The following is a 13,766-nucleotide window of genomic DNA, read 5'->3' on the forward strand; positions in this document are numbered from 1 at the left end:
CAGGGGCAATCATCGATGTTCAAACGACCATCCGTTCACTACGGGCGCATGCCCGAGCCGGTTACGCCTTATCAAAAGGCAGCGCAGGTTTGGGACGAACGCATTGGTTCGGCGCGCTTGCAAGCCAAGAACTGGCGCCTGATGGCGTTCGGCTGCTTGACGCTGTCCGCTGGCCTCGCCGTGGGCCTTGTTTGGCATTCGAGCCAAGGATCGATCACGCCTTGGGTGGTCGAAGTCGATCGTCTGGGACAGGCGCAAAGGGTTGCGCCAGCCAACTTCGACTATCAGCCTACTGACGCGCAGATCGCCTACCATCTGGCGCGCTTTATCGAAGATGTGAGAGGCCTGCCGGCGGACGGGATCGTACTGCGCCAGAACTGGCTCAGGGCCTATGATTTTACGACTGATCGCGGCGCGGCCGCGCTCAATGACTACGCGCGCAACAATGACCCCTTTGCCAAGCTGGGGAAGGCGCAAATCTCCGTCGACGTCTCGAGCGTCATTCGTGCGTCGTCGGAAAGCTTTCGAGTCGCGTGGACCCAGCGCACCTACGACAACGGTTCGCTGAGCTCGACCGAGCGTTGGACCGCCATTCTCACGATCGTGATCGAGCCGCCGCGCGATGCCGAACGCCTGCGCAAGAATCCCCTTGGCGTCTACGTCCACGCCATCAACTGGTCGAAGGAGTTGAGTCAGTGACCGAGATGCCGTCTGACGTTTACTTGAAGCGTCCCGTTCAGAACAGGAGGCTCAATTCGCCCTGGTCTGGGTTCGTGACCTCGAGGCGAGCATTTCTGTTCGCTCTCCTGTCTTGTTCGTCAGCGCTTGGTGGATGCGCGACTTACATACCCCCGGAGATCAGCTACGACGCTGAAGTTCCTCCGTTGCCGGCACCTCCAGTGTCTCTCGACGACCGACCGCGACCGCTTCATGTCCCACCGCTCTGGAAGCCGGCTCTGGGCGGCAAGTCAGGGGGAAGGAAGAGCCTGAACCCGTGAGCCGCGTTGAGACAGCAAACAGCGCGGCCCGGGTCGAACCGCGCAAGCGGGGATATTTCAACGCGGCTCAAATCTACGCCTTTAGTCCGGGAGCGCTCTACCAGGTGTACGCCGCTCCCGGACAAATTACGGATATTGCGCTCGAGGAAGGAGAGCAGTTGACGGGATCAGGACCCATCGCGGCCGGCGACACGGTGCGCTGGGTCGTAGGCGATACCGAGAGTGGGAACGGCGACACGCGACGCGTCCATATCTTGGTAAAGCCAACCCGCGCGTCGATCGAGACCAACCTCGTCGTCAACACCGACCGGCGTACCTACCTGATCGAGCTCCGCTCCCGCGCGCGGCCGTACATGCCAACCGTAGCTTGGTACTATCCGGAGACCGTGCGCGAACAGTCGCGTTCAGTCGCTTTGCGACCCGTTCTTCCGGAGCAGGCGCAGCGCATCTCCCGCTACGCGATTGAAGGGGACAGCCCGGCCTGGCGACCGCTCGCCGCATATGACGATGGCCGCAAGGTCTATGTCGAATTCCCTAAAGGCATTGTGCAGGGCGAGATGCCACCGCTCTTTGTCATCGGCCCGGATGGCAAGACCGAGGTCGTCAACTATCGCACCTACGGCAACGTATTGATCGTCGATCGGCTGTTTGCAGCCGCCGAACTCCGGCTCGGCGGTGAGCACCAGCAGAATGTCAGGATTGTCAGGACGGACGGGAGGCCGTCGTCATGAACAGCGGGAGTGGGAACGATCACGAGCAATCGGTGCCGCCACAGACACAAGAGGACCGGCCCGGGAGCTTCCGCCTGAGAGCGGAGCATCCGCGCGTGACACGGTTGTCGCGCAAGGTCCTTGCCGGAGCCAGCGCGGTTGCCTTGCTTGTCATCAGTGGCGCTGTTTTGTGGTCATTACAGAGCAACCGTCCTCGAAACCAGGCGGCCGATGAGCTTTACAGCACCGATCACCACAATGTTGCCGACGGCATTACGATGCTGCCGAAGGACTACGCTGCTGTTCCGCGCCAGCCAATCCCGCAGCTCGGTCCGCCGCTCCCCGGGGACCTCGGTCGACCGATCCTTGCCGCTCAAGGCCAGTTGCCGACGATCGGCGCTGATCCGGACCAGCAGCGCCGGGATCAAGAGACCGAAGCAGCCCGCACCAGTCATCTGTTCGCTTCGACCAATGGACGAGATACGCGTCCGCCCGCGGCTGCGGCGGTTGGAAGCGAACGCGTCGTGCCGCCGAACGCAACGAGCACCGGCGACGATGGATCTGCGCAAAACGCGCAGGACCGAAAACTTGCTTTTGTGAACGCTTCTGTGGAACGTCGCACGGTAAGCCCGGACCGCGTCACCAAGCCTGCTTCACCATACATTGTGCAGGCTGGGACGGTCATTCCAGGAGCGCTGATCACCGGAATCCGATCCGACCTGCCTGGCCAAATTACCGCGCAGGTCACCGAGAATGTCTTTGACACGCCGACTGGCCGCTTTCTTCTTGTGCCTCAGGGAGCGCGTCTGATCGGCATTTACGATAGCGAGGTCACTTTCGGCCAGTCCCGCGTCCTCCTCGTTTGGACCCGGCTGATCATGCCGAATGGACGGTCCATCGTTCTCGAGCGGCAGCCTGGCGCTGACACCGCCGGCTATGCAGGCCTCGAAGACCAGGTCGACAATCACTGGGGTGAGCTATTCAAGGCGGCTGCGCTGTCGACGTTCTTGGCTGTCGGGACAGAACTCGGTGCAGGATCCGACACCAATAGCAACGACAGCGCCATCATCCAGGCGTTGCGGCATGGCGCCTCCGACTCGCTGAACCAAACTGGACAGCAGGTGGTTCGGCGCAGCCTCAATATTCAGCCGACGCTGACGATACGCCCAGGCTTCCCGGTCCGTGTCATTGTCGATCGCGATCTCGTTCTTGAGCCATACAGAGGATGACAACCCAATGGCAAAGCTAAAAATCGTGGCCCTTCAAGACGAAAAGCCAGTGAAGGTAACTGTCGAGCTACCAGCGCCCGTACATCGAGATCTAGTCGCCTACGCTGAAGCTTTGGCACAACAGACAGGTCAATCTGTAGATCCGGCAAAGTTGATTGCTCCAATGCTCACTCGATTTATGGCCACTGACAGGGCCTTTTCGAAGTTGCGGCACGCCAGTCATTCACCGAGGGGCGGCGAGGGAGAGGGGTAGCGCTCGGTTAGGAGATCCAGCAGCTTGTTCAATGCCGGATTGTCATTGTCAGGTCGCCAATGAGCCGACAACTCTATCCTACTCGATCCCACTCCGTCTCGCAGTTCACGATAGACGAGGCCGGCGAAACTTGCGCCACTGTCAGAACTCCATGACGAGGCTAACTCCGAGGCTCATGCTCACGAGGCTCTTAATAATCCCGCAGCTTACATCGTGCCACTCGACCTTGGGCCGATCCTCAGGTGATAAGAGCTTGGAGACAAGGAGGTCCTCGAGTTCACGGCCTGGATCATACCGACTTAAAAGTACCGTCTCACTCCGAAGATCCGTCCAATATATCGCGTCGCGGGTTGCGAAGACGTGATTTTGCGGCAATGCGATTAGTATTCGCTCGCTCCAGAGCGAAAGTGTCCTGCTGCCTGCCGAGGCCAAACGTCCAGGACTGATAACGACGTCGACTGTCCCATCACGAAGGGCATTCATTAGGCGGAGACGCGAGCGTTCCAGCGCGGCCAGCTCGATTTGCGGGAAGCGCTTCCGAAACTCGAGAAGCGTGGCGCGCAGGTTTCCCGCGGAGATAGAGGTGCAAAGACCTAGCGAAATACGACCAACCTTTCCTCCACCAATCGAGCGTCCGGTCTCGACGAGCGAATCAACCTGTTCCAGGATCAGACTTGCAATGCGCAAAGCGCCTCGGCCTGCTAGCGTGGGTTTCACGCCGCCACTCGACCGTTCAAACAGTGGCGTCCCAACCAGATGTTCTAGCTGCGCAATTGAACGACTTAGCACGGAATGAGGAACCACCAGCCGCTCGGCAGCTTGCCGAAGACTTCCACACTCAGATGCGGCAACGGCAAATCGAAGGTGCTGTAGATCGATCGCAAATGTACGCCGCTTGCTGGTTGTGTTATCAAGCTCCCTCATATTCATACTCCGCCAAGTTGAAAGATGGGAAACGGCGCGCCCTTGAACAGGGTTTTGCTGTTACGATAGCTATTTCGGTTTAGGCGGCTGCCAGCATCACCGGTGCCCAAAGAACGGGTCCGGTGTGGGTAACCGCGGCGCTGAGCCTGGTGATAACCTCAATCCACATCTCGGTTAGCCGACGACAACGAAAGCGTTTCCGATCCTGGACGCGTCTCCAATGCGGTTTGGGGGGCCAGTTGCGCGCCTGAGAATCCGCTCCACTAGAAGGTTATCACTGTGGCGATATCGGGCCTGATGTTCGCGATAGGAACCGCCGGCGGGCCATCTGGCCCGCCGGCGTAGCTTCAGTTCGTTCCTCGATGGTATTCACTGTGCAGGCGAGCAGCCGTCGACGAGTTGATCAAGTTGTCGAGACGAGCGCGTGCCGTCATCTGACGAAACGTACCTTGCTGCGTGGGATCCCCGGCATCATGCATCATGTCGGTCATCCAAACACTGAAATCCTGATAATTCCAGATACGCGGCAGGCACGTGGCGGAATAGTTCTTCAACGCCGATAAGTCGTCATCGCGTACGGCGAGCAGTAATGCCTCGGCCAGAACGTCCACGTCCCCTAAAGCGAGATCTATCCCTTTGGCACTGGCTGGAGGAACAAGGTGCGCGGCATCCCCGGCAAGGAACAGATTACCGTACTGCATTGGCGAATAGACAACGCAACGCAGCGGAACGAAGAATTTGTCGTGAACCGTGGCGTTTTCGATCGTCTTATCGCAGAGCCGTAGCCGGATCTCGTCCCAGAGCCGTTGATCTGGCCAGTCTTCGGGACCATCACTTAGTGCACACTGCAGGTAATAGCGGCTCCTGTGCGGGCCACGAGGAAGCTGTGCAACACAGCCGTAATCACTCACGCCCATGATCGGATGTCCGGTGACAGGCGCGTCCACGAGGGCGGCCAGCCACGCATAGCCGAATTCATGGCTGTACTTGGTCAAGGTGCCAGGCGGGATCGACGATCGGCTGATACCGCGATCACCATCGCACCCGACGATATAGTCGCAGACCAACTCGTGAGATCCGCTCGCATCGGAATAGGTGACCTGCGGACGATGATTCTCTTCGTTTCGGATCACCGCGTCGGTGACGTTGAACCGAATGTTACCGCTCATGGCATCGATGAACTCCCGCAAGAGATTGCTGATGAGCATTTGCTGGGTGCAGAACCGACCGGCGCTTCCGTCGTCCGCGATGATCTTGAAAACGCGACCGCGGCCGTTTACCCGATAATCGATCGTCTGGGCGATCGGGCCGGCGAGCAGCCGATCAGCTAGCCCCCAGCGTTCGAACATCTGCACCCCGCGGGCATCGACGACACCGGCGCGCTGACGCAGTTCGATGTACGCGCGGTGGCGCCGCTCCAGCACGACGCAAGGCACACCGGATTTCTGCAGGAAGGTCGCAAGCGTCAGTCCGGCCACCCCGGCTCCGATAATGACCACCGCGGTCTCTTCGCGACTAGATGTCATGAGTATTCCTTCCACCGTTCCTGTTGGATATTGGTGGCTTAAAGTATATAAGTGAAAAGTTACATTGCTAATCATATTCCCGATGAGGTTCGTTCGGATGACACGGAAGATCGATATCGTACTGAAAAAACGTGCAAAGCAGCAGAGATCGATCGCGACCGTCGGCGCTATCGTCGAGGCAGCTACTTACATTCTGACGCATCACGGGCGGGCGGGTTTCACGGCCAACAAGGTCGTCGAGAAGGCGGGCGTCAACATTGCCTCGTTCTATCAGTACTTCCCGAATAAGGAGGCGCTCCTCTTCCACATCATCAAGTTGAACTGGGAGAAGCAGCTTGCCAAGCTGTTGCCCATTCTACGTCAACGGGGTCGCGATCACGCGAGGAGGCTAAGGGACTTCATCCGCGAATTCTTCATAGTCGAGGCGGCCGAAGCGGACCTGCGGCGGGCCTTGCGTGCCGCCTCGATCGACCTGAAGGATACGGAGGAGTTCCAGGCTCTGATCTCGAAGGGTGTGGAACTCATCGGAGGGTTCATTAAGGAAGCGGTGAAAGACCAGACGCCCGACGAGCTCGATTTCAATGTCAATTTCGTCGTGCTGCTGATCACGAGTTTCGCGGAGAGAACAACGGACGAGCAGACTTCCGGGGCGTATCTCATCCGCCAGGCCGATCTCCTCAGTGACATGCTGATAGCTCAATTCAAGCTCTCGTAAGTGGCGACAATTGTAGACCAGACGCGTTGGTCGACCGTGGAATTCGGATGCGTGGCGCTCACCGGGCAAACAACGACAAAATGATCCAGGAATGTGCCAGATTCAAAATGCGTCGGTAGTACAGCGGAATATTGCGCCACCTTTCCGAGGGGAGGCTACACGTTCGAAGTCGGAAAGGTTGCTCTATAGGCCGAGCGAGTGCCTTCTACTGCGACGCACTTCCTCCGAAGCTTGGAGCTGCCTTTCGTCACGGCAACATCTGGGCGCAGCTACCGCCGACGCACGAACGCAAGCCGTCCACGGAATGCCAACGTCAGCTCAAGTGGGCTCGGCCTGATCATCTCGACGTCGTGTAGTAATGGTGTAAGCGGCCTGGTTACCGCCATCTAACGAAAGAAGCATGGCATAGCCCGACCGGTCCCGCCCGCGCGGCTTCATTATCATTCCCGTGAATACTAAATTACGAAATAAATATTGGGCCTTCTTCCTTCAGACCGATAGATGAATCCGAACTTCGGCGCAGCATTTCGCGAACACGGAGGCGCCGAAAGCAAAGATCAAAAAAGAAAAATCAAAAAGCCCGGATTGGAGGACGTCGTGGAGGAAGCGCATTGTCGCGGGATAAGCGTTGCCCACATCATAGATAACCAAGGCCTGAACAGCTTCAGCCTGCGTGTGATAGGTATCTGCTTTGTGGTCGTGCTCTTAGAAGGGTACGACGTTTCAGTGCTGGCATTTGCCCTGCCGAGTTTGTCCAAGGCCTGGAGTATCGACAATGCTGCCGCGCTCGGACCCGTCCTGAGCGCGTCGATCATAGGAATGATGATCGGCTCTGCGCTTTTCGGCCAGTTGGGGGACCGGTTCGGGCGACGTAAGTTGATTATCGGCGCATGCAGTATGTTCGCGCTGTTCACCGGCCTGGTTCTATTCGCAACCAGCCTGGATCAGTTATTCGTGCTGCGACTGTTGGCCGGTGTAGGCCTCGGCGGTGCAGCTCCGAATGCGATAGCCCTCACGTCAGAGTTTGCTCCTGCCAGACAGCGAGCGATGCTGGTCACCGTCATGTACTCGGGGATTGGGCTCGGCGGAGCTCTCCCGGGCGTGGTCTCATCGCTGTTCATGGCCACGTATGGATGGCACTCGCTCTTTTGGATCGGGGGAGTCCTCCCGCTGATCGTGGCAGTTGCCTGCTCAATTTGGCTTCCCGAGTCGCCAGCCTACCTCGTCGCTCGATCGCGAAACGACGAAGCATTGAGGACGCTCCGTATGCTGGCGCACGAGCCACTGCGTAGCGTATCGGCTGCACAGCTCATCGGGCAAGAAGCCGGACCAGCGGGTGTGAGCCTCAGTCAACTCTTCCGCGGTGGGCTTACATCGTCAACGCTCCTGCTCTGGACCGCGATCATCGGCAACTTCATGACATACTTTTTTCTCCTGAATTGGACGCCGGCTCTCCTCAGCACGACAAATCTGCCACCCGTAGTCGCTTCGCTTGGCCAGACGGTTTTCCAGATCGGCGGAGTTGTTGGTGGAATAGTGCTGGGGCGTTCGCTCGACATTCGTGGTTCGGCGGTGATGGCGTTCTTCATGCTGCTCTCCATCCCGCCGACTGTCGCTATCGGTTTCGCCGACAGGGCGAGTGCCGCGGTCTTGCTTGCCGCCGAATTCGCCGCGGGGTTCTGCATTCTCGGCACGGCGTACGGTTTCGCCGCCATAGCAGCGATGATCTATCCCACTTTTATCCGCTCCAGCGGAGCTGGATGGGCCTTTGGCGCTGGACGATTAGGAGCCATTTTAAGCACGGTCGCGGCAGGTGAACTCGCCGCCCACGGCGTTGGGCTCAGCGAACTGTTCTTTCTGGCGGCCGCTCCTCTTCTGGTGTCCGGGATCGCCTGCTTTGCGCTCGCCCGCCGCCAGTCAGGTTCTCCCAGCTTGATCAGCAAGCCGATGATCGGCGCTGATGTGCCGCTGTCCACTCGAAACCCCTCAGCATGAAAGGAAATCTCCATGGACGCGAAAGTTGAAGCAGACGCAATCGTAAACGGCATCGGAGCTTCGTGGTTCGAGGATCTTTCGCCCGGCTTCCTGGACGAGTGCCTCGAACTAGGCGTTGGTGCAGTCGGCTGCACGGCGAATGATACGTGGGACGATACGCTCGAGAGCATCGAGAACCTGCAGACCGTGAAACGCATCGTCGAAGGCCATGATCGCGCTTACCTCCTCGAGACGAAAGGTGATCTGGAGAACGGCCTCGCCAACAAGCGCGTCGGTGTGCTTCTAGGTTTGCAGAATCCCAAGCCACTCAGCGATACCATGAATTTCCTCGAGGCGTTCGCCGACATGGGACTACGATGCTGCGGTCTCGCATTTCGGGAGAACAGTTATTACGGTTGTGGTTTCTCCTCCGCCAATGACTCGGGGCTCAGCGAGGTCGGCCAGCGCGCAGTTCGCGCCATGAACCGCCGTGGCATCGTCATCGACCTGTCTCATGTCGGTGACAAGACGGCGATGGATGCCGTCGAATTGTCGGAGCATCCGACGATCTTCTCGCATTCGATGGCCCGACGCCTGATGCAAGCGGGCCCCAAGGTCGAATGGGCTGGTGTGAAGAACAACGCGGTCCTTCGGGCGGCGCCCGATGAGTTGATCGAAGCTGCCGCAAAAAAGGGAGGAGTGATCTGTCCTGACGCGAGAATGGCCGGTAGCATGGAGAATTTTCTCAAGCACATCGATCATCTCGTATCGCTCGTGGGAGCGAATCACGTCGGTCTCACCGCCCAGGATGACTGGCACCGATCCGAAAAGGATGCGCGGCGCATCCAGCCCTACTTGCCGGGCTACGACTCCGTCGCCGGTAAATCCAAGCGCACATTCGGTGAGGAATACCGCATCTATCGCATGGAGGATCAGCTCGGCCCGAAGGTTCTCGGACGGGCAAGGCTAATCGCTGCGCTCCAGGAGCGATACTCTGAAGAGGATGTTCAAAAGATCAGCGGGGGAAATCTGCTGCGGGTCCTGCGCACCGTACTTCCCAACTGAAGACGGCGATCGGCACGCCGCATCCGGAGCGTGGAGAAAACCATCATGAAGTTCCAAAGGAAGCGCGTTGACCTGGGTCACGGAGCCGCCGAGTACCTTGAAGGCGGAGCCGGACCCCGGCTGTTGTTTCTGCATGGCGCAAGCGGCGTGCGCATCACATCTGCCGTCGAAACTCTGGCGCGGGCACGGAGGATCTATCTTCCGATCGCGCCGGGCTTCGACGGGACGGAGGACCTCGATAGGGTTGTCGGGATGGCGGACCTGGCCAATCACATCGCAACGTTCATCGCGTCGACTATCCGCGGGCCAGCCGACGTCGCAGGACACTCGTTCGGGGGATGGATTGCCTGCTGGTTGGCCGCTCAGCGTCCAGATCTTGTATGCCGACTGATCTTACAGTGCCCGGCAGGGTTGAATCCGAGAACGGACGAGGCACTGGAAGGAGATCCTGCGACCTTTCTAAGCCGAGCTTTTGCGCACCCGGAGAAGCGTCGTCCTGAAACGAAAACACCAGAGATGATCGCTGCCAATCGCGCACGAGCGGCCCGTTACAGCGGCGCCGTCAGATATGACGCGTCACTCGTTTCGCGTTTGGACGCGATCACCTGTCCCACGCTGATCCTGTACGGCAGAAAGGACGGTGTAGTGCCACCGGAGACGCCGCTGATCCTTGAGAAGCACATTCCCCGCGCGAAAATCGTCTACATTGACGACGCGGCACACAACATCGAGGTGGATCAACCGGAGATCTATGTCGATTTGCTATACCAATTCCTCGATTAAAAAAAGTCAAGGTGGCTATGCCGGCAGATGAAACTTAATTGCCGGTCATGGACGTTGCATGACCACGACAACGCGAAGAGTTCGCAGAATTTCTGGACCAGTGTCGGACCAGGCTTCGATTGAACACGCAATGAAAACATCTCGCTTGATAGGGGATGTCATTTGGCTCCGGAGAACGGAAGCTTCTTCTGCAACGATCAAGCCGCAATACGGGCCGGCGTCCTGTCAATCTGGCGGGATTCCTCAGGAACCAGAGTGCCAAAGATCGAGAGAATGGCGGCTGGCGGGCAGAGGGGATGTTGAGCCCCAGAAGGAGCTCACCGAGCTTGAGCGTCAGATCGCGGCCGTCTTGTCGTCTGCAGGCTGCATGGTCCTATCGAGATCGAGTGTCAGGTTCCGAAGACAATCAGCAAACCATTGGAATCCCGCTTCCGTGTCGTGCTTCGGATGTGCGACCAGCTCAATCTCGCATCGGGGCATTTCGATGGGAAGCGATGCCTCCTGCAATGGGCAGACCGTCGCAAAGGCCATTGCCAATCGGCTGGGCAGTATGGCGAGCATGTCTGATTGAGAAACTAAAAAGGGCACAGCCAGCGGATTCGGTGAAGTCGCCGCGAAGTGACGTTTAAGTCCATTTGCGTCAAGCATTCTTTCCACATTGTCTAGCACGGGAAGGCGGATGTGCGGATAGCCTGCCACTTTCTCGGGCGTGATTGCTCCAGCGGCGATAGGGTGGCCCGGTCTCATGATCACCTTAAAGGAAGTGTCGAGCAGAACTGACCTGGTGAGGGACGGGGCCTTTCTCCAGAAGATGCCCATCGCAAAGTCTAGCTCCAACGCTTCAAGAGCTTCGTACGCGGATGCCTCCGTCATATGTTCCGGGAGGACTTGGACATGCGGAGCTTCGAACCTCAGCTTCTCGATCAGAGCGGGCAAAAAATAAAATCCGCTGTAGCTGACGAGCCCGAGTTTGAAGGTTCGGACAAGAGTATACGGGTCAAACTTGCGTTCCAACGTGGACTCGATACGAGCTAATGCATCCGTGATGATCGAACCGATTTCTAGTGCGCGGGCCGTCGGTTCCATTTGTCCACGCGTTCGGTGAAAAAGGGGGTCGCCGAAGTGCCCCCTCAACCGGGTGAGAGCATTGCTGACGGCCGGTTGGGACAAACCTAGCGTGCGGGCTGCCGCCGAAACGCTCCGGGTTTCGAGCAACGCTCGCAAGACCGGAAGCAGGTTTAGATCGATGCTCCTGATGCTCATCCCTGCAGTAAAACGCCTCAGGAGATGCAGGTCAACGCGGCGCCGAAAAGCCTGTGGCCCTTGCGTTTCTTTGGCACTGCAGTATTGGCTGCAATGGCACTTCATTGTAGGTCACGGCCCCCGCTTGCCGGGCTCGGACGGGTTGCCAATCAGGCGTGGCTCTATCGACCCTGCATATCTGAAGGCGGTCCAACGCGGCCAACGCTGCCGATTCCGGAGCCTTGTTGTGGTAAATGAGGGGAACGCGGATCAGCGAAATGTATGCCGAGCGGCATGGGAACGTGACGATTGACGGATGGTGCTTGACCGAGAAGTGGCTGGAGGCCACGGGAAGCGGTGCCCGCGGATGAGACGTTCCAGCCACTCTCGGACACGCTCTGCCCGCTGGTCAAAAAGTAGGGCGCGATGACAAATACCATCAAGGGCGCAACCGATATCCGCTAGGTTGCATCGGTTCAATTGGTGATGGGATGGTTGGTCCGGTTAGGCCCCTGAGTGGTTTTGACCAAAGGCTTCTGCACCTCTCACACGCGCAAATGCAGTCAGAAGGTGCAGAAGTCTAACGATTGCCAGCCGTACACTTAGCTGGTGATCGTCATGGCGCGGATCTTAAGTCGGATTCATCGCAGCAAACATCACATCATCAGTTTCCGTCACGCTCAGCCCAGCGTCTAGGATAGTCGCGATCCAGTAGCAGTTCACCTCGAGTGTGGTTTCCCCGTTCGAGCATCTGCATCACTTCCGTAACGTACGCCTCGAGAGCCATGGCACGCGGGTCGGTGGCCTGCTGAGCGCCGGTCAGTTCCGTCTGCACGTAAGGAGGAGACAATTCGAGCACCTCGATAGGAAACTTGCGGAGTTGGTGTCGCAGCGAAGTCAGCCAGGAGTGCAGGAACGCCTTGCTCGCGCAGTAGGCTGGAAACTCCGTACGGGGCAGAAAAGCCAGGGCGGAACTGGTTGCCATGATGACCGCCTCACGCTGCTGTTTAAGCATCGGCAGAATTGCCGCCGTCACCCTTAGCACGCCCAGAATGTTGGTCTGGACGATCGCCTCGGCGTCCGCAGCATTCCAGTCATCAGCAGCCATGTCCTCCGCTCGCGAGATGCCTGCGTTGGCAATCAGTACATTTAAATCGGGAAAGCGAGCACCAACGTCATCTGCCAGGCGAGCCAAAGACTGTGGAGCATCGAGATCAAGAAACATGCCAACCATACCGGGACGCGCCACTGTGATTTCATCAAGCAGACCTTGGCGTCGCCCAGCCACGATCACCCGGTTGCCCCGATCGTGGAATGCTTCCGCGAGTTTGCGTCCGATGCCGCTGGTGCTGCCAGTTATAAGGATGGTGTTGCCGCTCATTTTCATGGTTATACCTTTCCATCTATTGTTCAAGGAAAGGCTACGGCGTAGCTCCGTGCTTTGGGCGATCGCGAGAGACCCAAATGGCACGTGGAATCCCGCGTGTCGTTCGTAGATAGTCGACCAACGCGATGGTATCAGAAGGATAGCGTACCGTAAGCCTTTTGCTTCGAGATCTCCCTGCTGGGACCTTCTCGAAAAGGCGCGTTGGATCACGGTAACGCCTACGGCAGCTTGGATAGAAGCTGTAAGGGCCGGCTTAATGTCATGTCGCTCCTTTGTCAACGCGACGGTCCAATACCGCTTCTGTGAAGGTTTCGGATCCCGGCCGCTTGAGCGAGGTCGCCGCCTGCTCGGCGGCCGGCGTCCGAAAGCCTGTAGGGGAGGAATCCGCGCTTGAGAGAACGGAAGGCGGTGCGGCAGGCGCTATCGGAATTTGAGCGCCGCGGGCGAGCTGACCGATTGGGATCGAGCTGGTCCAACGAGTTGTGCGACAGTGAAGCGGCCGATGAGAGAGCGGGGCGCGGTGTCGAAGCCCACAAGTTGCACGACGATTTGCGACGATTGACGGAGCTGAGCGCGCTCTGGCGCCGAGGTTCTTCGGATCGGCGGCCATGGTCAGCATGGTCTCGGCCGAGACCTTGTAGAGGAAGGTCTCTTCCTGGTGGGCGATGCCGGCGATCGCTGCCGGCGGCGTGAACACCACGTGATCGTACGGCACCGGCAACAGCTCGGCCTCGCGATCGGATCGACGCTCGCCGCACGCGCGAAATCGATGCCAAGGTGGAGTCTCGCATTGCTGTTCGCTACAATTCGCGTGTTGCGGTTACGATCTTGTCGCGCAGCCCTCGCAGTCGTCCGATCGGGCGTCCCTGTGGGCGGGAGTTTGCTGCGGCCTGATCGCTTCTTCATCGCTTCGAGGCGTGTGTCGTTCAGTTTGGGAAGAGTTGTCTTGGGAGCCGGTTT

At 58.5% G+C, this 13,766-nt stretch carries 11 protein-coding genes and 2 pseudogenes; 8 read left to right on the forward strand and 5 right to left on the reverse strand.

Features of this window, described 5'->3' with window-relative positions:
* Nucleotides 1-15 precede the first annotated feature (15 nt).
* From trbF to ACSKB9_RS35245, 4 genes and pseudogenes are all read left to right on the forward strand, one after another.
* Nucleotides 16-699: a conjugal transfer protein TrbF gene (gene trbF / locus ACSKB9_RS35230; protein WP_283089905.1), complete on the forward strand. Its 684-nt coding sequence runs from the start codon at nt 16-18 to the stop codon at nt 697-699.
* Nucleotides 696-1,729, forward strand: a pseudogene (trbG, locus tag ACSKB9_RS35235) (P-type conjugative transfer protein TrbG). Before trbF ends, trbG begins: the two are co-directional and overlap by 4 nt.
* Nucleotides 1,726-2,937 carry a TrbI/VirB10 family protein gene (locus ACSKB9_RS35240; protein ID WP_283089907.1) on the forward strand — a complete coding sequence of 404 codons (1,212 nt, stop codon included), beginning with the start codon at nt 1,726-1,728 and terminating at the stop codon, nt 2,935-2,937. Before trbG ends, ACSKB9_RS35240 begins: the two are co-directional and overlap by 4 nt.
* Nucleotides 2,938-2,944: 7 nt before the next feature.
* Complete coding sequence (locus ACSKB9_RS35245) at nt 2,945-3,190, forward strand: DUF2274 domain-containing protein (protein WP_283089908.1); 246 nt, start codon at nt 2,945-2,947, stop codon at nt 3,188-3,190.
* Nucleotides 3,191-3,331: 141 nt separating this feature from the next.
* Here the strand turns inward: ACSKB9_RS35245 and ACSKB9_RS35250 are convergent, their stop codons facing one another.
* Both ACSKB9_RS35250 and ACSKB9_RS35255 read right to left on the reverse strand, forming a co-directional pair.
* Nucleotides 3,332-4,114: a LysR family transcriptional regulator gene (locus ACSKB9_RS35250; protein WP_438078953.1), complete on the reverse strand. Its 783-nt coding sequence runs from the start codon at nt 4,112-4,114 to the stop codon at nt 3,332-3,334.
* A 347-nt stretch (nt 4,115-4,461) separates the two neighbouring features.
* The gene (locus ACSKB9_RS35255) at nt 4,462-5,613 is read right to left on the reverse strand and encodes a 4-hydroxybenzoate 3-monooxygenase (RefSeq protein ID WP_438078955.1); all 1,152 of its coding nucleotides are present in this window, start codon (nt 5,611-5,613) and stop codon (nt 4,462-4,464) included.
* Nucleotides 5,614-5,737: 124 nt separating this feature from the next.
* Here ACSKB9_RS35255 and ACSKB9_RS35260 point away from each other — a divergent pair, with 124 nt between their 5' ends.
* The 4 genes from ACSKB9_RS35260 to ACSKB9_RS35275 all read left to right on the forward strand — a co-directional run bounded on the left by ACSKB9_RS35260 (nt 5,738) and on the right by ACSKB9_RS35275 (nt 10,177).
* Nucleotides 5,738-6,355, forward strand: coding sequence for a TetR/AcrR family transcriptional regulator (locus ACSKB9_RS35260; RefSeq protein WP_438078957.1), 618 nt, complete (start codon nt 5,738-5,740; stop codon nt 6,353-6,355).
* Nucleotides 6,356-6,856: 501 nt separating this feature from the next.
* The gene (locus ACSKB9_RS35265; protein ID WP_438078959.1) at nt 6,857-8,350 is read left to right on the forward strand and encodes an MFS transporter; all 1,494 of its coding nucleotides are present in this window, start codon (nt 6,857-6,859) and stop codon (nt 8,348-8,350) included.
* 12 nt (nt 8,351-8,362) lie between these two features.
* Nucleotides 8,363-9,394: a dipeptidase gene (locus ACSKB9_RS35270; RefSeq protein ID WP_438078961.1), complete on the forward strand. Its 1,032-nt coding sequence runs from the start codon at nt 8,363-8,365 to the stop codon at nt 9,392-9,394.
* Nucleotides 9,395-9,439: 45 nt separating this feature from the next.
* Nucleotides 9,440-10,177, forward strand: a complete 738-nt coding sequence (locus ACSKB9_RS35275; RefSeq protein WP_438078963.1) for an alpha/beta fold hydrolase — start codon at nt 9,440-9,442, stop codon at nt 10,175-10,177.
* Nucleotides 10,178-10,510: 333 nt separating this feature from the next.
* Here the strand turns inward: ACSKB9_RS35275 and ACSKB9_RS35280 are convergent, their stop codons facing one another.
* The 3 genes and pseudogenes from ACSKB9_RS35280 to ACSKB9_RS35290 form a co-directional block, all read right to left on the reverse strand.
* Nucleotides 10,511-11,545, reverse strand: coding sequence for a LysR family transcriptional regulator (locus ACSKB9_RS35280; protein WP_438078965.1), 1,035 nt, complete (start codon nt 11,543-11,545; stop codon nt 10,511-10,513).
* A gap of 538 nt (nt 11,546-12,083) precedes the next feature.
* Nucleotides 12,084-12,806, reverse strand: a complete 723-nt coding sequence (locus tag ACSKB9_RS35285; RefSeq protein WP_438078967.1) for an SDR family oxidoreductase — start codon at nt 12,804-12,806, stop codon at nt 12,084-12,086.
* A 577-nt stretch (nt 12,807-13,383) separates the two neighbouring features.
* A pseudogene (locus ACSKB9_RS35290) lies at nt 13,384-13,548 on the reverse strand (IS91 family transposase); the annotation flags it as partial.
* Nucleotides 13,549-13,766: the final 218 nt, after the last annotated feature.

Origin of the sequence: Bradyrhizobium sp. BR 1433 (assembly GCF_051547665.1) — a bacterium.
Lineage (GTDB): Bacteria > Pseudomonadota > Alphaproteobacteria > Rhizobiales > Xanthobacteraceae > Bradyrhizobium > Bradyrhizobium australafricanum.